Consider the following 23,579-nt stretch of genomic DNA (forward strand, 5'->3'; position numbering starts at 1 on the left):
ATTACTCTTTTGTCATCCTGAGGGACGAAGGATCTTCTTCGACATCCTTGCCGAAGAAGATCCTTCACTACGTTCAGCATGACAACGCTGTTTTTTGGACATGCTAACAACAAAACAAACAAATGTCATCTCGAAGGTAGGAGGAGAGATCTTTTGCGCGGGATATGCTAATCGAAAAAGAGTTTTCACTCCGCTCAAGAGATAGTTTCTCCTTGTATGTTTGAAATGACAACAGCTACACAAAACTCAAAAATCTGAGTAAGCCGCAGGATACAGGAAAATGATATCCGCATGCGATACATTATTCTGATATTCGGCCTTTCCTGAGAGACTTTTCCAGTAGGCATCGTTACTAAAGGCTTCCCAGTGCTTGTCCCTGTCTTCTTTATTATTAAAAGTGGTCATGTACATCAAATTAGGCATATGGCTGCCAGCTATTACTTCGGAGTAAAATACGGCATTAAAGCCCAAACGTTTAAACAGTCCTACTTCATCGCCTACGTTAAACATGCGCACTTTATTAAAATTATACTTTTCAGTAGCGCTTTCATAGCTACGCAGCTCATAAACCCTATCTGCTTTGGCGCCCGTTAAATTTGGTACGGCCGGGGCGGGCATTCCCGGGAAGGCTTGTAACACGATGGTTTCTATACGGGTATATGGGGCATCTTTATACCCAGCGTTGATGTAATCGTCGCCATTGGTTAGGTATTCCGTATCGCCCTGTAATTTTTTGTCGATACCTATCAGCTTGTCAAAAGTCGCAAAAGGCGTAAAAACATAAATACGCATATCGGCGGTATCCTGCTTAACCGGTTTAAATACGCCTACATTTTTTACACCTGCGCGGTGCATAGCCGGTACATAGGCCTGCTCCAGGTAGCGTTCAATCCTACCCTCCTGCGCCGTTGTTTTATAATGATAAATTTTAAGCTGATAGTAAAACCTTTTAGCTGCCATAGCCGAAGAAGCCGACAAGCCCAGCATAAAAAATAATATAACTGTAAACAATGAATAGCGGATTTGGTAAAGTGATTTCATGAGTTTATTAAAATGGTAAAGATAGGTTCAAATCTGGTGAATTTCTGTGTTTTTTTGTAGTGGATTGTCACAATTTTGAGGACAATAACCCCTCATTGGACAGTTATCAAATCTATGGTCAAAGCCTGGTCGCAGAACCGACTCACCCCGACGTCGCTACGCTTGTCACCCCTCTCTCCGCTTCGCGCATAGAGGGGCTTTTTTCTTTTTCTACCCTCTTTCCGCCGCAGGCGAAGAGAGGGTGGTCCAGCAAAGCGTAGACCGGGGTATTCGATAGACGCCTGGTTTTGCCTTATACCTTTCATTGGCTATTATGCGTTCATGGTTTTAAGCAGCTACAAAAAAGGCCCATAAATTTTCATTTACAGGCCCTGGATTTTTTTTTAAACGAATGCGGGATATTACAACTCGCGCACCCAGATATTTCTGAAGCTAAGCGGTTCGCTTTTATCGCCGTGTGCCTGTAATTTGATTGGGGCGGCACCGTGTTTTTTACCTTCGTAAGATGCCTTGCCAATGTATTGCGTTGGGCCCCACAGTTCAAAGTTATTTTCAACCAGCACACCATTAAAGAATACGGTAGCTTTAGCAGCTGATTTCAGAGAGCCATCCTCATTAAATACAGGAGCGGTCCAAACTACATCGTATACGTTCCACTCACCTGGTTTACGGCCTGGATTGGCCAATGGGATAGCCTGTTTGTACAAGCTGCCTGCCATGCCATTAACATAAGTTTTATTGTTGTATGAATCTAAAACCTGTAATTCATAACCCGCATCGCCTTTACCTAATGATGCCAGGAAGATACCGCTGTTACCGCGGGCCTGTCCTTCGCCGGTAATGCTGGCAGGTACGCGCCACTCAATATGCAGCTGGTAATTGGTGAACTTTCTTTTGGTTTCGATATTTCCTTTGGTTTTATCAACGGTTAAAATACCGCCTTTAACCACCCATGATGCCGGTGTTTGGTCGGCAACAGAAACCCACTCGTCTTCATTTTTGCCATCAAATAAAACAATGGCGTCAGACGGGGCCTCGCCCAAAACTTTTCCCGGTACAACAACTTTGGGTATAGGTTCCCATATTTCGGTATCTTCTGGCTTGGCCTGCTGCGCGTTAGCTACAAAAAAGCTTCCTGCTAAAAGCGCTGTTAATACAATTGGATATTTCATATTAGTATTATAGTTGGTTTTAAATTTGTAATTAGTATCAAGTAGTTAGTATCAAGTATCACGACTTTGTTTTTTTATCAGCAATGATATTATCAAAAATGAAATATGTCTTGATACTTGATACTAACTACTTGATACCCTAAATGTGGAGTGTATTTTTTAAGTACGACGCACTTTTGGCAATACTTACATACGGGTCGATATTGGTATAGTTTTCCTGTTCCACAATAAAGTGTTTAATACCGGCCAGTTTGGCTTTACTTAAGATTGTTTTAAAATCAATGTCGCCATTTCCAATTTCGGTGTTCAGATTGGCATTGGTTTTATCACGATCTTTAATGTGTACAAATGTAAAGCGACCCGGATGTTTCTGGAATATAGCTATCGGATCCTGACCGGCACGAACTACCCAGTAAAGGTCCATTTCCATGTTCACCAGTTTTGGATCGGTATTATTTAACACTACATCATAAAAAGTAGTATCGCCAACGGGATGCCATTCAAAATTGTGATTGTGGTAACCCAGTTTTAGGCCCGATGCTTTGCAGATCTCGGCAATCTTATTCATCTTATCGGCTACGGCTTTGCAGTCGTCAACCGTTTTGATGAAGTTATGGTTTAATGAAGGGATAATAATATAAGTTTGACCTATGGTGTTAGCTACTTCAATATAAGCTTTCAGGTCATCGGTTTTACCTTCGCCAAAATACTGATCCAGACCGTAGTGACCGCTTGGCGTGCTCAGGCCATTATCCTTTAACAGCTGACCAAAATCTTTACCTTGTAAACCCCAGTAACCGGTTTGCTGATTAAAGCCAAAGGTTTCTACTTCTTTATAACCGGCTTTGGCCACCTGGGCTATTACACCTTTTACATCTTTCGGCAACTGATCACGCAGGCTATATAATTGCAGCCCGACACCATTAGTGCTTTTGGCCGATAGTAAATTAGGTTTTATCATCACACCTGCCGCAACTAAACCGGCTTGTGCTAAGAATGTTCTTCTGGTTGTCATGTATAATTATTTGGTTAATGTATTGGTTAGAGCAGCTGCAAACCATAAGGTTTAAACATCACAGATATGTACCGCTTTACGTAAAGAAGCGATATGATCTGGCTGCTTTGGAATAAACTCCTGTGCCACAAAGCCTTTATGCCCTACTCCCACAATAGCTTTCATAATAGCTGGATAATATAATTCCTGTGTATCATCAATTTCGTTACGTCCGGGTACACCACCGGTATGATAATGCGCGATGTATTGGTGATTGTCGCGGATGTTGCGGATCACATCGCCCTCATCTATCTGCATGTGGTAAATATCATACAGGAGCTTAAAGTTTTCTGAACCTAATCTTTTGCAAAGTTCAGCGCCCCATGATACACGGTCGCACTGGTAATCTTTATGATCTATCTTGCTGTTCAGCAGTTCCATTACCAATACTACGTTATGCTTTTCGGCAAGTGCTACCAAAGGCTTCAAACCTTCCACACAGTTGTTCCAACCGGTTTCGTTATCCTTACCCCGGCGGCTGCCGCTAAAGCAGATCAGATTTTTATACCCTGCCGCAGCCACTTTTGGTATCATTTCCGAATAGTTTTTTTGCAGCTGGGCGTGAAATTGCTTGTCACCAAAACCATCGGTGAGGTTTATTTCGGCGCCGTTACACATGGATGAATACAGGCCATACTTTTTAAGCGTAGGCCAATCGGCCGGGCCAACCAGGTCGATCCCTTTGATGCCGATATCTTTGGCGGCGGCGCAAAGTTGCTCTACGGTTATATCGCCATAACACCAGCGGCAAACCGCGTGGTTAATATTTCCTTTAAGCGTATCAGGTAACATTGGTTTATCTTGTTCGGTTGATGTAAATGAAGTAAGCACACCCGACGCTGTAATAGCAGCCGTGCCTGCAAGCATGTTTTTGATAGCCGATCTCCGGTTTTGATTTGATGACATAGGTTTTTATATTTCAGTTTGTGCAGAAGGTTCCTGTATATCTAAGCCAGGTTTAGCAGCCATATCAGTTTTATCCTTAAATAACAGAAGGAATAATATCAATACAACAGCTGCAATTCCAGCCGGTATGAGCCATATGGTTTGCCAGTTATGGCTGGTAGCCGAAGTTTTCCAATGATCAACTATCGGCCCCGAAATGTAGGAGCCAATAAGCATACCTACCCCATAAGTAGCCAGGGTAATAAAACCTTGCGCGGCACTTTTAAAACGCTCGCCGGCCAGGTTATCCGTATAGATCTGCCCGGTTACAAAGAAGAAATCGTAACAAATGCCGTGCAGTACAATACCGGCTATCAGCATCCAGTAGTTACTGCCTGCATCGCCGTACGCAAAAAATATGTAACGTAATACCCAGGCCAGCATACCCAAAGCAACCATTTTTTTAACACCCAGCCTTACAAAAAACAAGGGCATCAATGCCATGAATAATAACTCAGACATTTGGCTCATTGATTGCTTACCGGCAGCGGCGGTTACTCCAACTTCATTTAAAAACGGATTGGTAAAATTATAGTAAAACGCAAGCGGTATACAAATGGCAACCGATGCCAGGAAAAACGTAAGATATGACCGGTTTTTAAGCAACCCGATCGAATCTAAGCCAATAATATCTCCAAATGAGGTTTTTTGACCTTTTTTAACCGGTGGGGTATCAGGTAATGTAAAACTTAACAATCCGAGTATCAATGATGCAACAGAAGCCATTTTAAAGGTTAACACCAGCGAACCGCTTTTTTCCCAGCCCAGCCAGCCAATGATCAAACCGGCTACTATCCATCCGGCAGTTCCAAATACCCTTATAGTTGGGAACTCCTTACTTGGGTTTTGCATCTGCTTAAATGATACCGAGTTTACCAATGCCAGCGTTGGCATGTAAATGATCATGTAAAACAAAATATTGGGATAAAACTTATCAAAATCGGCTATGGTAGTGGCATAAAAAAGCGAAGCTGCACCAAGCAAATGCAGTACGCCTAATATCCTTTGTGCCGAAAAATACTTATCGGCTATAAGTCCTATAATAAACGGTGCTATAATTGCGCCTAACGATTGTGTTGCATAAGCCCCGGCATTTTGTGTACCGGTGGCTTTTAACGTAGTTGTTAGGTAAGTACCCATTGTTACAAACCATGCTCCCCAAATAAAAAATTCGAGGAACATCATAGTAGAAAGTTTTACCCTGATTCCAGTGGTCATAGTTATTTTTTAAGTAGATAAAACCAGGTTATTTTTTCAGCGATAAAACGTATTTAACCATTTCTTTGGCATCATCTAATGATACAGTTGGGTGTGGTGTCATCGGGATATCGCCCCAGTTACCTTTACCACCGTTAATAACTTTTTTGGCCAGGGTTTCGATGTTGGTTTCGGTAGCCGGATATTTAGCCGCTACATCCTGAAACGCAGGGCCTATTATCTTGGTATCAACTTTATGACAGGTATTGCAATCAGCCGCCGCAATTAAACTTTCGCCTTTAGCCGAACCTGCTGATCCGCCTGCACCTTCTGTACCTGTTTTTGCAACAACGGTATCAGCATCAGAGTTAGTCGCTTTTGCGGTTTGGTTTGCCGCACTGGTGCTGTCGCTGCCGCCTTTGGTTGATGAATTGCTGCCGCAAGCTGTAACTACCGCGCTGATACAAAGAATAAAAAAAGCCTTTTTCATGAGTGTTTTTTGTTTTTTAATAATAACCTGACAGGGGCATATCTGTTTTAGCTTATTACTCCTGTTGGTTTACTTCTGTTTTTTTGGTTGTGATTAACGAGGGTGAAAAATACAATTTTTTATTATAATCAGTGTACTTTTTACACGCTAACTGTACTTAACGGCGCTGTTTTTTTTCTGCCGCGCATATAAAACACCAAACCGGCAAAAGCAACTATCAATGCTACAGGAATAATGAGCGTAGTATTCAGCACTTCGGGACCGGCGGCCGACCGGGCAGCATCAAAAGCTTTGGCCATATCCGTACCTGCCGCTGCCGACCGGTAAGCATCAAGATTGGCTCCTGCCGGAAGTTTTTGAATCATGATAGCATCATAACGCCCCCCCATAAATATCATATAAATTGACACGCCAAACATGCCTGCTCCGCCCATCAGGTTTAATCCTACTGCACCGGTGCGCGGCAGGTTTTCGGCTACAAAGCCTATCATACAAGGCCAGAAAAAAGCAACGCCTAATCCAAAAATAACGGCCGCAAAATAAATAGCATCGCCATGTAAATGGACCATCAGGTAAATTCCCAGGGCCGACAAGATCGCTGAAATAAGCAATACACCCTGGGGAGCCAGCCGGTGTACGATGGGAGCCGCAAATGCCCTTCCCAATACCTGTACAGATGCCACAAAAGTGAGGATCAGGATAGCATTGTTAGTAACCGTTTTGAACAATACATCTGTCCATTGATTAGTAAATAATTCTGTTATGGCTGTACCAAACATGCAGATGATCATGAACAGAAACAAAGGGTTCATCAAAGACACGTACATATCGCTTGTGCTTACACCTGCCGATACCCTTTCGGTTACCGGGAATTCCAGTTTGGAGAACAGGAATCCATAAGCCAATGTTGGAATAAGCATGATAGCTACTTCCAGCTGGGAGATCCAATAAGGCTTAGGTGATACACCATGCGCAAGGGCTGTATCCAATCCAAATACGATCAGCGTACCAATAACAATACCTGCCGGGAACCAAAGATGAAAATGATTGAGCTTAGTGGTTTTATTATCGGTATAAAGCGACGCAACCAAAGGATTACAGGATGCTTCGACAGTACCGTTCGCAATCCCGATCATTAAGGTAGACAGGAACAGGGTCCAGTATCCATTTGCAAAAATAGTGAGCAGGATACCTATCAAATGGAAAACAAATGCAGATACCAGTAATTTTTTCATACCGATAATATCCACAATAAAGCCTCCTACAATAATGGCTAACGGAAATCCCCAGAAAGCCGTTGCAGCAATGGTGCCCAGTTCTGAGCCATTAAGGTGAAATCTGACGCCCTGATCATTCAATATTCCGGCACGGATGCCAAATGATAATGATGTTACCAACAGGGATAAACAACTGGCCCTGAAAAGCTGTGTACGGTTAATGGTTTGCATTTAAAGATAATTAGGTTGAATTAATTGGTTAATTGGTATCTCAAATATAATGCTTTTTACCTCACCCAACCCTCTCCAAGGGAGAGGGCTTTCTATTGTTAAATAAAAAGTCTCCCCCATTGGGGGAGATTTAGAGGGGGTGTGTTTATATCCCCAGCGTTTTCCTGTTAAAAGCTTCGTCAGAACCTGACGCGGCGAAATCATCAAAAGCACGCTCGGTAACCCTGATGATATGATCCTTGATAAATGTGGCGCCTTCTCTTGCGCCATCTTCGGGATGTTTAAGCGCGCATTCCCATTCTAATACGGCCCATCCTTTAAAATCATATTGAGTTAATTTGCTGAAGATCCCTTTAAAATCAACCTGGCCATCGCCCAGTGAGCGGAAACGGCCGGCACGATCGACCCAGTTCTGGTAACCACCATAAACCCCCTGCCTGCCCGTTGGGTTAAATTCGGCATCTTTTACGTGGAACATTTTGATGCGTTCATGATAGATGTCGATAAACTCCAGGTAATCCAGGCACTGCAATACAAAATGCGATGGGTCATACAGGATATTGGCACGTTTATGATGACCAACCTTATCTAAAAACATTTCGAAGGTGATACCGTCATGCAGATCTTCACCAGGATGCAATTCGTAGCAAAGGTCAATACCATTTTCTTCGTACACATCCAGGATAGGTTTCCAGCGTTTGGCCAGTTCATCAAAACCAGTATCTACTATACCTGCAGGGCGTTGCGGCCATGGGTACACCATTGGCCAAAGTAAGGCGCCGCTAAAAGTAACAGAAGCGTTAAGACCTAAATTTTTTGATGCTTCAGCAGCATATTTCAGTTGCTGCACTGCCCATCTTTGTCTGGCGGCCGGATTATTACGATAAGCCTCTGGCGCAAACGCGTCAAAAAGCGAATCATAAACCGGGTTTACAGCTACCAGCTGCCCTTGCAGATGGGTTGATAGTTCGGTTATTTCTAATCCGGCAGCGTTCACAATACCTTTGATCTCATCGGCGTAAGTTTTGCTTTCGGCAGCTTTTTGCAGATCGATAAAGCGGGCATCATTGGTTGGCAGCTGAACACCTTTGTAACCCAGGCCCGCGGCCCATTTACAAATAGATTCCAAACTGTTAAATGGCGCGGTATCGCCTATAAACTGCGCTAAAAATATGGCTGGTCCTTTTATAGTTGTCATAGTTTTTTAAATAGAAAATTCAGTCCATTTTTTATCTGATTTACCCGAGGCGATCACATTTTCAATAAATGCCATGCCGCGTACACCTTCTTTTACTCCGGGAAAATCCAGCTCTTCGGTAGTAGGTGTTCTTCCCTCTATACCTGCTTTTACGGTTAACGCAAAGTTGCGGTACAGGTTGGCAAAGGCTTCCAAATATCCTTCGGGATGACCGGCTGGCGTACGGGTATTATGCTGTGCGAACGAGCTGGTATAACCGCCACCGGTGCGCCATACTTCCATCGGTTTATCGGTATACATTACCGTGAGGGAATTAGCATCGCTTTGGTGCCATTCCAGTCCGCCTTTTTCGCCGTAAACGCGTATTTTAACATTATTTTCTTCGCCTGCAGCAATTTGTGTAGCGGTGAGTACACCGCTTGCGCCGTTGTTGAATTTGAGCAGCGCGGCGCCGTCGTCATCCAGCTTACGGCCTTCAACTACAATATTAATATCGGCACAAATTTTAGTAACCTCTAAACCTGTAACATATTCGGCCAGGTTAAAGGCATGGGTACCAATATCGCCCATGGCACCTGCGATACCGCTTTTACCCGGATCTGTGCGCCATGAAGCCTGTTTATTATCATCGCCTTCCAGAAAGCTGCTGAGCCACCCTTGCGGATACTCTACGTATACTTTGCGAATAGCGCCTAATTTTCCTGTTTTGATCAATTGTTTGGCCTCCTTAACCATCGGGTAGCCGGTATAGGTATGCGTAAGGCAAAATAGTTTACCTGTAGCTTTTACTATTTTATCCAGCTCTTTGGCCTCGGCCAGGGAAAAGGTCATGGGTTTATCTAAAACAACATGAAAGCCGTTTTCCAATGCCATTTTTGTTGGAGCGAAGTGTACGTGGTTTGGTGTAACAATGCTAATCACCTGTACACGCTCGTCCGCTGGCAGTTGTTTTTCTTTTTCGATGAGTTCGGTGTATGAATTGTAGATACGGTTGGCAGGTAGTCCCAGTAACAAACCGCTGGCTTGTGATTTTTCCGCATTACTGCTAAAAGCGCCGCAAACCAGTTCATATTCACCATCTATACGGGCGGCTATACGATGCACGGCGCCAATAAACGCGCCCTGACCGCCACCGATCATTCCTAATCTTAGTTTCATTCTTTATAGTGAGTGGTTAATTCAATCGATTGGTGAGTGGTTGCATAAGTTTATAACCATTCTCCACTCACCTAATCAACTAAAAACTAATTTTTTATGTCGCCCAGGCTTTATCACCTTTTTTGTAGGGCACGTTGCCATCATAACGTCCGGGTACTGCAATGTAGCGCAGGGCTTTAGTTGCACCAACTTCTGAAGTAAAGTAACCAAGCAGGGTTAGCTCTTTCATCATCCGGAAATAATGGTTCGGATCTTCGGGCTTTTTGTTTTTGGTATAGTTCTTTTGCTCGGCATCCAGTTCGGTAAGCAGTTCGGTGCGTTGTTTGGCATCGGCTTCCATAAACGTTTTGCTGAATTTTTTCTTACTGGCCTCATCCAGATCGGAGATACCTTTTACAAAAACCTTCTGATCTTCGGGCTTATAGCAATCCTGAACCATCAGGGCCATAAAATTGCCAATAGCGGCGGCTTTGGCGCCAGGTGTGCTGGTAGCTGGTAAAATGGTTTCGCCAATTTCATCAAATAAGGCTACGTTGTTTTCATCAAACAATTCGTTCACTTTTTTGGAACTTGGTTTACAGCCCGAGATAAAAAACTCAGCGCCGATGATGGTACCTCCCAGTATCAATCCAACCCTGCCAATAGCTTCTCTTCTATTCATGATTTAATTATTGATTTATTGAATTATCGAATTATTGAGTTATTGAATTACTAAGTAAGCAAATATTGAGTTATCGAATATCGACTTTTCAAATCAATAATTCAATAACTCAATAATTCAATAACTAATTTAGGCTTTCAGTTTAAATCCATCAGGATAATCCCTGTGGATGTATTGGTTTACCGCATCAAAGTTGGTTACCTTCATGGCCTTGTTATCCCATAACAGTTTCACCTGTCCACCGCTAAGGTCATGACCACGTACAGCCAGATTGGCCATTAACAAGGCTTCGGTAAGCGGACCGGCTTTATCAAATGATGAGCTTAGTTCGGTTTTACCATATCCGGCTATACAGCCTTCAACCCATTGCGCGTAGTGACCTTCGGCACCACCCGGCACCCTTTTCCATTTCTGCGGCGCGTTGGCACTTGCAGTTAATGATTTTGGTAATAAAGTAGCCGCATCTGAATAAGTGCTGGCATACATTTTACCTTTTGTACCGATAAACAATGTACCATTACCTTCTTCGCCGCCAAATTTTTCATTTGCTCCTAACTCAGCAGGTCTTTCTGGTGTAATGCCACCATCCATCCAGTGCATGGTAACATCACCTTTTGTTTTCTCGGTTTTTGGGAAAGTTAAGGTAATGTGGCTTGACGGAGGACAGCTTTCAGGGAAATGGCCTTGTTTAAACTCATCCACATACACACTGCCTACACTGGCCTGTACATCTTTAACATATTGTAAACCCAATACACGGAACGGAGCCTCAACCAGGTGACAGCCCATATCGCCCAGGGCGCCGGTTCCGTAATCCCACCATCCGCGCCAATTAAACGGCACCAGTTTATCTACGTAATCCTTTTTAGGAGCAGTACCCAACCACAGGTTCCAATCCAGTTCTTTTGGGATCTCTTTTGCAGGCTGAGGCCAGGCAATACCCTGGGGCCATACCGGACGGTTTGTCCAGCAGTAAATGGTGTGCACATCGCCAATCAGGTCAGCATCATACCATTCAGACATCAGACGGGTACCATCGTTTGATGATCCCTGGTTACCCATTTGGGTTACCACTTTATATTTTTTGGCTGCCTCGGTTAATAAACGGGCCTCCCAGATATCATGCGTCATTGGTTTTTGCACGTATACGTGCTTACCTAACTGCATAGCATGGTAGGTAATGATGGCATGGTTATGATCTGGCGTTGAGATTGATACCGCGTCAAAGTTTTTCGACTCTTTATCATACATCTCACGCCAATCTTTATAGTACTTGGCTTTAGGGAATTTAGCACGTGAATTGGCGGCTCTTCTGTCGTCTACATCGCATAAGAAAGCTATCTCGGCTTTGCCGCTTTTGTAAAAGTTGGCAATATCGCTCTGTCCTTTACCACCCGCGCCTACGCCGGCAATAAGCAATTTGTCGCTGGGTGCTGTAAAGCCTTTGCCGCCCAGCACAAAACGCGGAACGATCATGAAACTTGCAGCGGCTAATGTACCCTTTTTAAGAAAATCCCGTCTGGAGGCGTCGGGAGTACTTTTGTCCTGTTCTTCAATCATTGGTTTGTATATTTGGATATCCGGTTAATTAGATCTCGTTTTTCTTTAAAGCCTCAACCGCGTAATTGGCTGCACGGGCGGTCATGGCCATATAAGTGAGTGATGGGTTTTGGCATGCTGCCGATGTCATGAAAGAACCATCGGTAACAAATACGTTTTTGGCATCCCAAACCTGGTTCCACTTATTCAATACAGATGTTTTTGGATCATGGCCCATACGAGCGGTGCCCATTTCATGGATACCACGGCCCAGGTATGGGTTTTTGCTGCTTGTTTGCACATTCTTAACGCCTGCCGCCTCCAACATGGCTTTTCCTTCAGTTTCCATAGCGATACGCATCTTTTTCTCGTTGTCTTTCAGTTCAGCGTCGATTGCAATAACCGGAAGACCCCATTTATCTTTTTTGGTTTTATCGATGAACACTTTATTATCATGATAAGGCAGCGTTTCGCCAAAACCACCCATACCTACCGACCATGAACCTGGCTCGGTTAAGGCATCCTTAAAGGCACCTCCTATGCTCAGTTCGGCAATATCACGGCTCCATCCTTCGCGGCTTGCACCGCCCTGGTAACCAAAACCACGTATAAAATCACGTTTATCGTTACCCAGATTGGCAAAACGGGGAATATAAAATCCATTTGCACGGCGCCCGAAGTAGTATTTATCCTCGTAACCTTCTACATGGCCCCATGCATTAACATTTAAGTGGTGATCCATCAGGTTATGACCCAACTCGCCGCTGCTGCTACCTAAACCGCCTTCCCAAACATCATTTGCCGAATTCATCAGGATCCAGGCCGAGTTAATGGTAGAAGCATTCAGGAATACGACCTTTGCAAAGTATTCATAAGTTTTGTTGGTTTCGGCATCCAATACCTCTACACCTTTGGCTTTTTTGGTATCCTTATCGTACAAAATTTTGGTAACGATTGACCATGGACGAACGGTTAAATTACCGGTAGCCATAGCCGCGGGCAAAGTAGCCGATTGTGTGCTGAAGTAAGCACCAAACGGACAACCCAACCAGCATTTGTTACGATACTGACAGTTGGTGCGGTTATTATGCGGCACAGTGATATTGGCAGTACGACCAATAATCATGGCCCTTTCTTCTTTATAGTATTCTTTTAATCTTTTGGCAACATCTTTTTCAACCACGTTCAATTCCATCGGAGGCATAAAATCGCCGTCGGGTAAAACGGCCAACCCATCCCTGTTACCAGATATACCAGCAAATTTCTCAGCATAGCTGTACCATGGAGCGATATCTTTATAGCGGATAGGCCAATCCACAGCGATACCATCTTTTAGGTTAGCTTCAAAATCAATATCTCCCCAGCGGTATGATTGCCTGCCCCACATGAGTGAACGACCGCCAACATGATAACCGCGGAACCAGTCAAATCTTTTTACTTCCGTATATGGACTGTCTTTATCACTCGCCCAATAATCCAGGTTGGTTTCGTTCAAGGGATAATCGCGTTTTAATACCGGGTAATCATCTATCATTTTTTGCGTACGCCCGCCACGGTGCGGAAATTCCCACGGTGCTTTATTAGCGTTCACATAATCTTTAATGTGCTCGATGTTACGACCACGCTCCAGCATAATGGTTTTTAAACCCTTTTCTGTTAGTTCCTTGGCAGCCCATCCGCCTGAAATTCCTGAGCCAATGACAATAGCGTCATAAGTGTTTGCAGACATATCTATTCGGTTAAAATGAATTTTGTTTAGTACTTGGTTATCCCGCTAAATGTATGAATAAAAATTATTTTACAAATATTGCATTGTGTTTTTTTTACACTTTGAATATTGATCGGTTTTATAACAATTAGCGTTGTTTTGGCTTTGCATCAGGGGTCGACGCTTTGGCCGCCCTAAAGTAAAACCACTCCGTTGCATTACCTATTTGTATACCGAAAATTTAAAATAAAAACGTGTTTTAAAAACATAAAGTATTATCTATCAATCTATTCTAAAAAACAACAATCTCAAAAATATAAATACAATTTACGGTGTATCCTATAATGTATATTCTTTTTTTTATTTCACCCTATGCATAGCCAGCCGACCGAATGGTATAAGCCATATAGGTTAAACAAATGTGTTTACAAATATGGTAAATGGTTTTAGCAGTTCTTAGTTAAATTACCTGTACTTACAGGCATATTGACTTAATAAATGAACCCTGGTTTATAAAACGATTATCAAACTTAGTAACTTAAAACACTAAAAAAAGAGTGTATCAGGAAATATTGTCTGGTGAAATTACCTTAATAATATCAATAACCCCATTTTTTCATGATTTGTAAATCAATTTTTACACAATCAACCGGATCCTTTCCCTGGTAAGCTTCCTGCTCAATAATAAACAGAACAGTGCCTCCTTTTTTACTTGCCGCTTTTACAATTTCTTTAACCGGCAGCACTCCCTGGCCCAGTATGGTGCTTTCGGTATCATCCCCATCAGCGCGTGGAGCTACTTTAATCTCATCCTTAACATGTAACGACTCAAACCGGCCTGGATATTTATTGATAAAATCAAGCGCCACGCCGCCTGTACTAAACATATTGCCCACATCCATTTGCTGGGCCACCAATTTTGGGTCGGTATTCTGGATAATAAAATCATACAGGGTGATATCCCCTACTTTGGTGCTGATCTCAAAGTTGTGGTTATGATAGCCAAATTTCATGGCGGATTTTTGGCACAGCTCTCCGCATTTATTAAACTGCTCCATAAAGCGCTTTAACTTATCGGTATCGTGGCGCAGGCTTTCATCCAGCCATGGGCTGATCACATAACGCTGACCAACGGTGGCGGCATCTTCAATGGTATATTTCCAGGCGTCGGTAAAATCGTTTTTGGCATCATCCCAGTGCTGGGCCGTCATTACGGTATGGCCGCTTGGCATTTTTATTTCCAGATCGGTTATTATTTTTTTAAACTCCTTGGCGGTAAAACCATAAAATTTACGATCAACATAGTTGGCATGTTCTACATGATGATAACCCGCATCGGCCAGTTTTTTTAGTGTACCTTTTGGGTCGATTTTCATGGCATCGCGTACGCTATACAACTGTACGCCCACACGCTGCAGGTGTTTTTCTGATGCCATTAAACTATCAGGTAATAAAGCGGCGCCCGCTAAGGCTACAGCGCTTGTTTTTAAAAATGATCTGCGGGAGGTTTGCATTGGACTGATGTATTAAGGTTATAATTTGGAAAAAGAATCAAGATATTAGAATCAGAGACAAGATAGCTACATATTAGGTTATTTCGTTTCATTTAATTCAATTTATCTCTTTGAATTCATTAAGGTGATTTTCGCACATTTTTCGATCTTTAATTTCTCCGTTTTATTTCCTGATTCTTGACTCTCATTTCTTGACTCTTCCTCATTGTGAATTGCTCACAAACGCGATATGTTTACTATCCGGCGACCATGACGGGGTATTGATGGTACCCTGCCCGCCATACAAATAGGCCACTACTTTGGAAGGACCGCCGCCAACCGGCATTACCCGGATAAACACGTGCTTATAAAAAGGGTGATCGCCGGGCGACACCTCATTTTTAAGGAAGGTGATATAGCAGATCCATTTACCATCGGGCGATACATGCGGAAACCAGTTATTATAATCGTCATGGGTGATCTGAGTTTGTTGGCTGCCATCGGCTTTCATGCGCCAAACCTGCATCAGGCCGCTGCGTACCGAATTAAAATAGATGTATTTTCCATCTGGTGTATATTCGGGGCCATCATCCAACCCCGGACTGGTGGTCAGTCTTACTTCTTTGCCTCCACCTGAAGGAATCCGGTACACGTCAAATTCATTATTCCGTTCGCCGCAAAATACAATGTATTTACCATCTGGCGACCAGCCATGCATATAACTCGCGCCAACACCAACAGCGGATATCCTTTTGGCCTTACCGCCAGTAACCGGAACGGTATAACCAATTGATGGACCACCATCGTTGCTGCTGATGGCCAGCATTTTACCATCAAATGACAGCACATGATCGTTATTATTATTTTTGGCCGGAGCGGTATTTATCACTATTGGCTGCCCGGTTTTGAGATTGAATTTGTATAAGGAACCCTCGCTGTTGTAAATAAGCGATTGCCCGCTGTGCATCCAATTGGGGGCTTGTAATGATTTTGGCGATTGATAAATAACGGTGCTGTTTTGCGTAGCCAGATCAAGCAATTCGATACTACTGCCCAGGTATTGTTTATAGGGTACCAGCGTTGACGGGGCAGGTACTACGATGCGCACATTGTTAAAAACAGCTTTTTCGGTTACATTGGCGTTATGTGAGCAAATGAATATGCCTACATAAACTTCGTCGCCCAGGTCAAGGTCGTTTATTTCTTCGGTCACAAACATGTCGCCTTTGCGCGCTACCGACATGGTATAGGTATTACCCTTCCGTTCCAGTTGGATCACATTGGCAGCGGTAATACTTGATTTTTTCTCTTCGGTAATGCCTCCCGCCTTTTTGCGGTATTGCAAGGATGTTAAACCATCGCCATGAACAACCGCGTTGATATGTTTGGAATTGGAATCAAGTGTGCTGCGGATCATCAGACCAATTTTGCGGTGATCCTCCACCCCTTTACCTATAAAAGCGGCATTGGTGCGCAATATAAAATCGCCTTTCATGCGTTTCCACACAAAATGAAAAGCATCGCTGGTAGCCCAGATGTTTGCACCGGAGCCTTCGAGATGATATTGCTGTAGTTTAGGGTCGTATTGTAAACTACCTTTATGCTTTACAATTCCAACATCGCTTTGATCATCAAATATCCCTGTTGGGGAAACCTGCGCAATTGCTTTTTGGTTAAGAAGAATAATAAAACAGGGCAGGCAAAAAAACAAAAATTGCATTTTACTACGCATGGATCGGGTGTTTATATTACACTATATAATTGGCCTCACTAAGTTATAAAATACATTTGTAAATAGTATGGCATTATTTATCAGTATCATATATTTTACCAAGCTGTCTTTATGTTTTATTCCCGTTCTTTCAACAAAAACGGGAGTGATAGCTTAGCTATCACTCCCCCTTTTTAATTTTAGTATTGGTTAATTAATACTATTCAGCCCAGCGCTGTTCGAAGTCTCTGACTTCGAACGCCTATGCCTGTAGTTTGCAACTACAGCCTCATAACTCAAATAGCTAACTCATGTAGTCTAAAGACTACGAACATAGTGGTCCGAAGTCAGAGACTTCGGACAGCGCTCAGCGCGTATTTGTTAATTTTACTATTCGGCCACGAGCTGGGTTTTAGCCGTTTGCGGATATTGGGCAATTGGCCCAACAACCGGCTTCACGGTACAATACTCCAGCAGGAATTCTTTCTTGGAATCGCGGTAGGAGCTCACAGCCCCTATCAAGCTTAAAAATTTAATGTAGCACCAGGCCAGGTCAAGCTGATGTGGTTTGAAACCAGAGCGGGCACTTTTTGGAAATAAATGATGGTTATTATGCCACTCGCCAGCCACATAACCCGGCCATAGCTGATTGATGGACATATCTTCGCGGTTATGATCAATGCCTTCGCGGCGTTTATCCTCACCTTTGCCATGACCTTCATAATTAAAGGTACGTACGCCAACGGCCCAGATACCAGCCGAACCAAAAACGGCGCAAGCTAATGGCATACCGCCAATCAGGTAAAATACCGTGAACCAGAAACCCCAGTTTAATATAATACCCATAATAGTACGGAATGGGTTAGCAATGGTTCCCCATTTTTGATACTGCTTGTAGGTATTGGGTGTAACGCCTACGTGTTTCATGAGGTTAACACATTTTTTATAGCAGGCCTCGCCCATATTGCGGGCAATAGGCTGGTGGTTTACATCGGCCAGGAAGCAGTACATGAAACCGCCCTGGGCATTGTATGGATCACCGGGTTGATCTGAAAGGGCGTGGTGCACATGGTGCGATACCGCGTAGATCTCTTCCGGGATGATCTTCAGCGTAAGGTTCTGGGTAAAAAACCGCCAGAATTTATTGCTGAAGGTATAGGCACTATGCGTACAATACCGGTGATGCCAGATAGTGCCATGCGTACCCATGATGATCATGCTGTACACAAATGCCACTATTAAACCGGTAATGCTGAAATATTTAAATATAAACAGGCCTAAAAACGGCACCAGCGCCAATACCAGGAACCAGCTTAAAAACGACAGCCAGTTTTTTTTATCCTTAAATACGTTGAGTCTTAAAAAAAATTCTTTTACAATTTTGCCGTTGGAGGGTTTGGAGAGGTCACCGTTTTCATCCGTCCAGCCATACGAAGGCGGTTCAAGTACCGTGTTTAAAAAAGCCATTAAGTTTTGTGGGGGTTAATAGTAAATAGTTTAAAAGAGGGATAAGTGCCACAATGTAGTGATATAATATCACCGAATTGTCATTTTCTAAAGATATATTATATTGTGCCAAATCCCCGCCAAAACTTAAACCCTTTTCGGAGTATTCCTTTGGGTTGTAAGTGGGACCGACAATTAGTAGGAGCAGTAAGTGTGTATGTTGGTTAGCGACGATGAAGTCCTTCCATTTGATGCAGGTTAATTCGTGATGAGCGCGGGGCATTAAACTTAACGCCTATAGTTTAAACTCCGGATCGGATACTTTATTTCATCTATTGTCAAATAAATGTCACCGTTGATTTTTTTGATTACGTTGATTTTTTAACACGATTGAAGGATTCTCAGGATTTAATCCACTTAACATAATGCCCTTTTGACTTTTGACTTTTGACTTTTGACTTTTGACTTTTGACTTTTGACTTTTGACTTCCCGCCTACTCCCCCGCTACCAGGCAGCGCTCTCCCATGAGCATGGCTATGCAATGTTCATAGTTGTCAGGCATCTGGATCTGCTCAACTTCCTTCATGTAAGATTGCTTGATCTCTTTACGTCGGCGTGCTTCAATAAAACGCCTTACCTGCTCGCGATTTTCCAGTATCAGGCCGGGTACCTTTACCGGTTTGTTGTTATCATCCTTGGCTACCATGGTAAAGTAGCTGGTATTGGTGTGCATTACAGAGCTGTTCTTGATATTTTCTGATATCACCCGGATGCCAACCACCAGCGATGTTTTGCCTACATAGTTAACCGATGCCATAAGCGATACCAGCTCGCCGACTTCTACCGGCTGTAAAAAATCAACTGTATCAATAGATGCTGTTACGCAATAGTTACCGGCATGTTTAGCGGCGCATACATAAGCCACCTTATCCATTAGCGATAATAAAATACCTCCATGTATCTTCCCACCAAAGTTGGAGTACGAAGGTATCATTAGTTCGGTAATGGTAGTTTGCGAAAAACTTACCGTTTTGTAATCGGATTGATCGGCGAGAGCTGTCATGCATTATATGTTTGGTTACAAGTTTAAGCATCTGCCAGCAATATTTGCAACAATTGTATTACATACATTTAACGTGTTAAACTTAATCAAATCTTTATGGTCATTTGTATCATTAAACCTGAACTATGACCAGACACCTACTACTGCTTCTTATTTTTTCCTTGTTCATAATGCGGGCTCTTGCGCAGCAAAGCCGGCAGGTAAGCGGAACGGTGGTAGACAGTGTGGGTGCCGTACCGAGTGTTAACGTAAAGCTAATATCCGATAAAGACAGTCTTAATGCCGCTACAGGCACGGGCGGAACATTCAGTTTTCCGGCGGTCAATTCAAAAAATTTCAAAATAACCATCAGCGGCATTGGCTATCAAACCCTGATACGGCGCTATGTGATGGACAATGATACCAAACCCATCAAACTCGATCCGATAAAAATTCAGGTACAAACCAATTTTTTAAAAACGGTACACATCGTGGCCGAGGCTAATCCCATCACCATTAAAGAAGATACGGTAGAATATAAAGCAAGCGCCTATAAAGTACGCGAAGGTTCGCCGGTAGAAGATCTGCTTAAAAAACTGCCCGGTGTAAGTGTGGATAAAGATGGCAACGTTACAGCGCATGGTAAACAAGTAACTAAGGTGCGGGTTAATGGCAAGGATTATTTTACCGGCGATGTACAAACCGCTACACAAAACCTCCCGGCCGATATTGTTGACGCCATACAGGTGATTGATGATTACGGCGATCAGGCCAACCTCACCGGCATCAAAACCGGCGATCCTGATAAGATCCTGAACATTACCATACAGAAAGATAAAAACAGAGGCAATTTTGGCCAGGGCAGCGTGGGTGTTGGTAACGATGACAGGTACCAGGCGCGCCTGTCGGCCAATACCTTTATGGATACCCGGCAGATAGCCTTGATCGGTACGCTCAACAACACCAATACCAACTCGTTTAACCTGGGCAGCGCAGGCGGAGGTGGTGGCAGGGCCGGTCGTGGTGGAGGCGGTGGCAGTGGCGGCTCGCAGATCAGTACGGCTAACGGTATTACCACCAACCGGTCGATTGGTGCCAATTACCGCGACGACTGGGGCAAAAAGATCACCGTTTATGGCAGTTACAGTTTTGCCGATAAAGACAGGGATCAGAATAGCACTACCGTACAACAAAACCTTTTTCAATCGGGCACGCTCATCAATACCGATACCAGCGATAACAGGAACCATGGTATTAATCATCGGTTTGATTTTAACATGGAGTATAAAATAGATACCTCCAATTATTTGAAGATCAATCCCAGTTTTTCGTACAACATCTCCGACAATATCAGTACCGATATTTTCAGTAATACCCGCAAAGGTGCGCTGGTAACGGGTAACGAACTGGCTTTAACCAACGCCACCTCAAAAAGCGGGGGCATCAATGTGCTATACAATCATAAGTTTCATAAAAAAGGGCGAAACTTCAGCATAAGCGCGGGCCTGAGCCTTTCGCAAAGCGACCAGAGCTTAAACGACCAGTACACTACCCGGCAGGATACTATGGTTACACCACTCTTTCAGCAAGTAAACAGCGACAATAACTCACGGCGGGCAAACGTACATCTATCCTACATCGAGCCCATCGGTAAAACCACTTACCTGGAGGCCAATTATGGTTACAGTTATTCCAACACCGACAATAACCGGTACAACTACCGGGTTGATCCGCTAACAGGTAGTCAAACTTTTGTCGATTCGCTCAGTACTATTTATAATTACCAGTTTATTACCAACCGTTTTGGATTAAACATTCGCGGGATAGGCGCCAAGTACAATTATACCATTGGAATGGCGGTACAACCATCAACATTGGAGGGCGAATCGCATAACTTCCGTACCACTACTAATACTTTTAATGTAATACCTACAGCCCGGTTTATTTATAATTTCTCGCGCAACCATTCTTTTACCATTAATTACAGCGGATCTAATAGTCAGCCTTCATTTACCCAATTGCAAATACAGCCCGATTATTCGAACCCACAGAACCGGGTGTACGGTAACCCCGACCTTAAACCATCATTTACAAATAATTTAAATCTCCGTTACAACCAGTTTGATATTGCCAGTGGCAATTCGTTGTTTACTAACCTTTCTTTCTCCGAAACGCAAAACGCTATTGTGACTAATACCTCGCCTGTTTCCTCGGCTACAGGCTCAACCAACCAACGCGACAGCACCATACAGGAAACCCGCTATGTAAACACCAATGGCCTTTATAATATCAACAGTAATTACTCTTTCTCCAAACCATTTGCCAATCGTAAATTCACGGTATCATTAAATGGCAGCGCGGGCTACAGCAATAATGTATCCTTTATAGAAAACCAGCGTAATATCAGCAAAAACTGGATATGGAGCCAGGGATTGAAACTAAGAGTGGATATAGACAGCATTATGGACACCGAAGTAAGCGGTAACTATAGCGTAAATACCACCCGTTACAGCCTGCCATCATCCTTAAACACCGATGCCAGCACCTGGACGCTGGGTCTTGACGGCCGCAATTACTTTTTTTATAGCTGTGTACTGGGTTATAACTTAACACAAACCATCAACCACGGCTTTAGCAGTACGGTAAAGGCCAACCCAACCCTGCTAAGCAGTTATGTAGAATACCAGTTCCTGGCCAAGCACATTGCCTCGGTACGTTTCCAGGCATTCGATTTATTCAATGAAAACAAGGGTGTAAGCCGTACCGTATCAGGCAACCAGATCATCGATACCCGCACCAACAGGCTGGGCAGGTATTTCATGCTTTCGTTTACCCTGCGTTTGCAAAAGTTTAAGGGCAGCCGGCCTTCGGGTGGTGGCGGTGGAGGTCGCAGAAATGGTGGCGGCCGCAGAGGTGGACGAGGTTAATTTCACCAGAGTTGGGAAGAATCGAAATAAAAGTTAAATAGAAGATTTGGCTAAAGCCCATAAACGTTTAATTATCGCCCGTTGGTTAAAACCAACGGCAATAAAAGATAACCCAACTGCTTTTCTATTCATTGCCGTCCCATTTATGGGACGGATAATAAAAGTATTTGCGGGCTTTAGCCAAAAGATATTCTTCCGAACACCAGTGGTGATAATTTAAACAGTGGCGTTTTTGACATTACGTGAAACCTGTTTTATATTTACCGAAATTGAACTGCGTTGAAAATTATAACCTTATTTATTACCCTGCTTTTTTATTTAAACACCGGTTTTGCACAGGAAACAGTATTACGCAAACATCGCCTTACCGATCAGATAACCGAACGGATATCTGTACTCAAGAGTGATAAAAGTACCCGGCAAGGCATTTACCAGGCCGTAACCGAAAAAAACATAGCCGTAGCCAGCGGCAGTTTTGATAATGACAAGAAAGTTGGCGTATGGCATTTTTACGATCCGCAGGGCCGCTTACTCCAAAATTACGACTACACGAAAAAGACTTTATTATTTGAAGCGCCCGAAGATACCACCTCAAGCCTGCGGTATTTTGTAGATAAAGCACTAACCGATTCAGATAGAACCACCAAACCTGTTAAAGCCGGCGGCCGGTACTTTGGTTATCTCCCCTACCTCAAAGTATTTAAACTACCGAATGAGCTCATGGGCATCAGTCGTACTGCATCTTACGCGGTTATTGAACTGCTGGTAAGTCCGGGTGGCCGCCTGGCCGATTTTAAGGTGCACCTATTCAGCGGCCTCAATTATCATAGAGTATTTGCCATGAGCACTGATATGCCCAACGAAGAAGATAAAATATTTATACCCGCTACCGTAAACGGTGATCCCATAGGCTGCCGTATTATGATCAGGTGCTTGATTGATAATGAGGGAGGTTTGGAGTTTAATTAGTAGATTATTGATTTAGTGAATTAGTGATGTTTCTCTAATCAGTTCGGAGTGTGTGATACCACCGCACCACAGACTAAAAAAGTTCGTCGCCCTGAGGCACGAAGGATCTTCTTCGATAATACCAATTGCATAATAGATGCTTCGCTCCGCTCAGCATGCAGTGTTTCCATCATGTCCCCTAATGGCGCAAGTCTTGTGTGAGGGATTGAGAGTAAAGGCTGACTTGTGACCTCAACGGCATCGTATACAAGCACAAGTCATCAACCCACAGGCAACCTCACAAGACTTGCGCTAAAGACAGTGCAAGGCATGCAGTATAAACCCTCCCTGCCCCTAATGGCGCAAGTCTTGTGTGAGGGATTGAGAGTAAAGGCTGACT

19 protein-coding genes are annotated in these 23,579 nt (G+C 43.4%); 3 read left to right on the top strand and 16 right to left on the bottom strand.

From position 1 onward, the window contains the following. Positions 1-246: 246 nt before the first annotated feature. The 16 genes from AB6735_RS02065 to AB6735_RS02140 all read right to left on the bottom strand — a co-directional run bounded on the left by AB6735_RS02065 (position 247) and on the right by AB6735_RS02140 (position 19,325). A complete protein-coding gene (locus tag AB6735_RS02065; protein WP_370994157.1) occupies positions 247-1,041 on the bottom strand; it encodes an NIPSNAP family protein in 795 nt (264 codons plus the stop codon). Positions 1,042-1,442: 401 nt separating this feature from the next. Then, positions 1,443-2,213, bottom strand: coding sequence for a DUF1080 domain-containing protein (locus tag AB6735_RS02070; RefSeq protein ID WP_370994158.1), 771 nt, complete (start codon positions 2,211-2,213; stop codon positions 1,443-1,445). 139 nt (positions 2,214-2,352) lie between these two features. After that, a complete protein-coding gene (locus tag AB6735_RS02075) occupies positions 2,353-3,228 on the bottom strand; it encodes a sugar phosphate isomerase/epimerase family protein (protein WP_370994159.1) in 876 nt (291 codons plus the stop codon). Between the two features lie 51 nt (positions 3,229-3,279). Beyond that, on the bottom strand, positions 3,280-4,173 hold the full coding sequence (locus AB6735_RS02080) for a hydroxypyruvate isomerase family protein (RefSeq protein ID WP_370994160.1): 894 nt from the start codon (positions 4,171-4,173) through the stop codon (positions 3,280-3,282). Between the two features lie 6 nt (positions 4,174-4,179). Then, the gene (locus AB6735_RS02085) at positions 4,180-5,430 is read right to left on the bottom strand and encodes a nucleoside permease (protein WP_370994162.1); all 1,251 of its coding nucleotides are present in this window, start codon (positions 5,428-5,430) and stop codon (positions 4,180-4,182) included. Positions 5,431-5,458: 28 nt separating this feature from the next. Beyond that, positions 5,459-5,899 (bottom strand): c-type cytochrome, encoded by a 441-nt coding sequence (locus AB6735_RS02090; protein ID WP_370994163.1) that lies wholly within the window; start codon positions 5,897-5,899, stop codon positions 5,459-5,461. Positions 5,900-6,039: 140 nt separating this feature from the next. Then, complete coding sequence (locus AB6735_RS02095) at positions 6,040-7,347, bottom strand: sugar MFS transporter (RefSeq protein WP_370994165.1); 1,308 nt, start codon at positions 7,345-7,347, stop codon at positions 6,040-6,042. A 145-nt stretch (positions 7,348-7,492) separates the two neighbouring features. Further along, positions 7,493-8,545, bottom strand: a complete 1,053-nt coding sequence (locus tag AB6735_RS02100) for a sugar phosphate isomerase/epimerase family protein (protein WP_370994166.1) — start codon at positions 8,543-8,545, stop codon at positions 7,493-7,495. Between the two features lie 6 nt (positions 8,546-8,551). Next, positions 8,552-9,703 (bottom strand): Gfo/Idh/MocA family protein, encoded by a 1,152-nt coding sequence (locus AB6735_RS02105; RefSeq protein WP_370994167.1) that lies wholly within the window; start codon positions 9,701-9,703, stop codon positions 8,552-8,554. Positions 9,704-9,797: 94 nt separating this feature from the next. Continuing rightward, entirely contained in the window at positions 9,798-10,364 is a 567-nt protein-coding gene (locus tag AB6735_RS02110) for a gluconate 2-dehydrogenase subunit 3 family protein (protein WP_370994168.1), read from the bottom strand. A gap of 129 nt (positions 10,365-10,493) precedes the next feature. Beyond that, entirely contained in the window at positions 10,494-11,924 is a 1,431-nt protein-coding gene (locus AB6735_RS02115; RefSeq protein WP_370994169.1) for a Gfo/Idh/MocA family protein, read from the bottom strand. Positions 11,925-11,952: 28 nt separating this feature from the next. Further along, positions 11,953-13,632 carry a GMC oxidoreductase gene (locus AB6735_RS02120; RefSeq protein WP_370994170.1) on the bottom strand — a complete coding sequence of 560 codons (1,680 nt, stop codon included), beginning with the start codon at positions 13,630-13,632 and terminating at the stop codon, positions 11,953-11,955. A 578-nt stretch (positions 13,633-14,210) separates the two neighbouring features. Continuing rightward, positions 14,211-15,125 (bottom strand): sugar phosphate isomerase/epimerase family protein, encoded by a 915-nt coding sequence (locus AB6735_RS02125; RefSeq protein ID WP_370994171.1) that lies wholly within the window; start codon positions 15,123-15,125, stop codon positions 14,211-14,213. 202 nt (positions 15,126-15,327) lie between these two features. After that, a complete protein-coding gene (locus AB6735_RS02130) occupies positions 15,328-16,836 on the bottom strand; it encodes a TolB family protein (protein ID WP_370994172.1) in 1,509 nt (502 codons plus the stop codon). A gap of 369 nt (positions 16,837-17,205) precedes the next feature. Next, the gene (locus AB6735_RS02135) at positions 17,206-18,282 is read right to left on the bottom strand and encodes a fatty acid desaturase (protein WP_370994173.1); all 1,077 of its coding nucleotides are present in this window, start codon (positions 18,280-18,282) and stop codon (positions 17,206-17,208) included. A gap of 473 nt (positions 18,283-18,755) precedes the next feature. Further along, a complete protein-coding gene (locus AB6735_RS02140; protein WP_370994174.1) occupies positions 18,756-19,325 on the bottom strand; it encodes an acyl-CoA thioesterase in 570 nt (189 codons plus the stop codon). Positions 19,326-19,450: 125 nt separating this feature from the next. Between AB6735_RS02140 and AB6735_RS02145 the strand changes: the two genes are divergently transcribed. Genes AB6735_RS02145 through AB6735_RS02155 form a run of 3 tightly spaced genes read left to right on the top strand, consistent with a single transcriptional unit; the run spans position 19,451 to position 23,200 of the window. Next, on the top strand, positions 19,451-22,231 hold the full coding sequence (locus tag AB6735_RS02145) for an outer membrane beta-barrel protein (protein ID WP_370994175.1): 2,781 nt from the start codon (positions 19,451-19,453) through the stop codon (positions 22,229-22,231). A gap of 46 nt (positions 22,232-22,277) precedes the next feature. Continuing rightward, positions 22,278-22,451: a hypothetical protein gene (locus tag AB6735_RS02150; protein WP_370994176.1), complete on the top strand. Its 174-nt coding sequence runs from the start codon at positions 22,278-22,280 to the stop codon at positions 22,449-22,451. Between the two features lie 59 nt (positions 22,452-22,510). Then, on the top strand, positions 22,511-23,200 hold the full coding sequence (locus AB6735_RS02155) for a hypothetical protein (RefSeq protein WP_370994177.1): 690 nt from the start codon (positions 22,511-22,513) through the stop codon (positions 23,198-23,200). Positions 23,201-23,579: the final 379 nt, after the last annotated feature.

The organism is Mucilaginibacter sp. RCC_168 (genome assembly GCF_041355315.1).
GTDB lineage: Bacteria > Bacteroidota > Bacteroidia > Sphingobacteriales > Sphingobacteriaceae > Mucilaginibacter.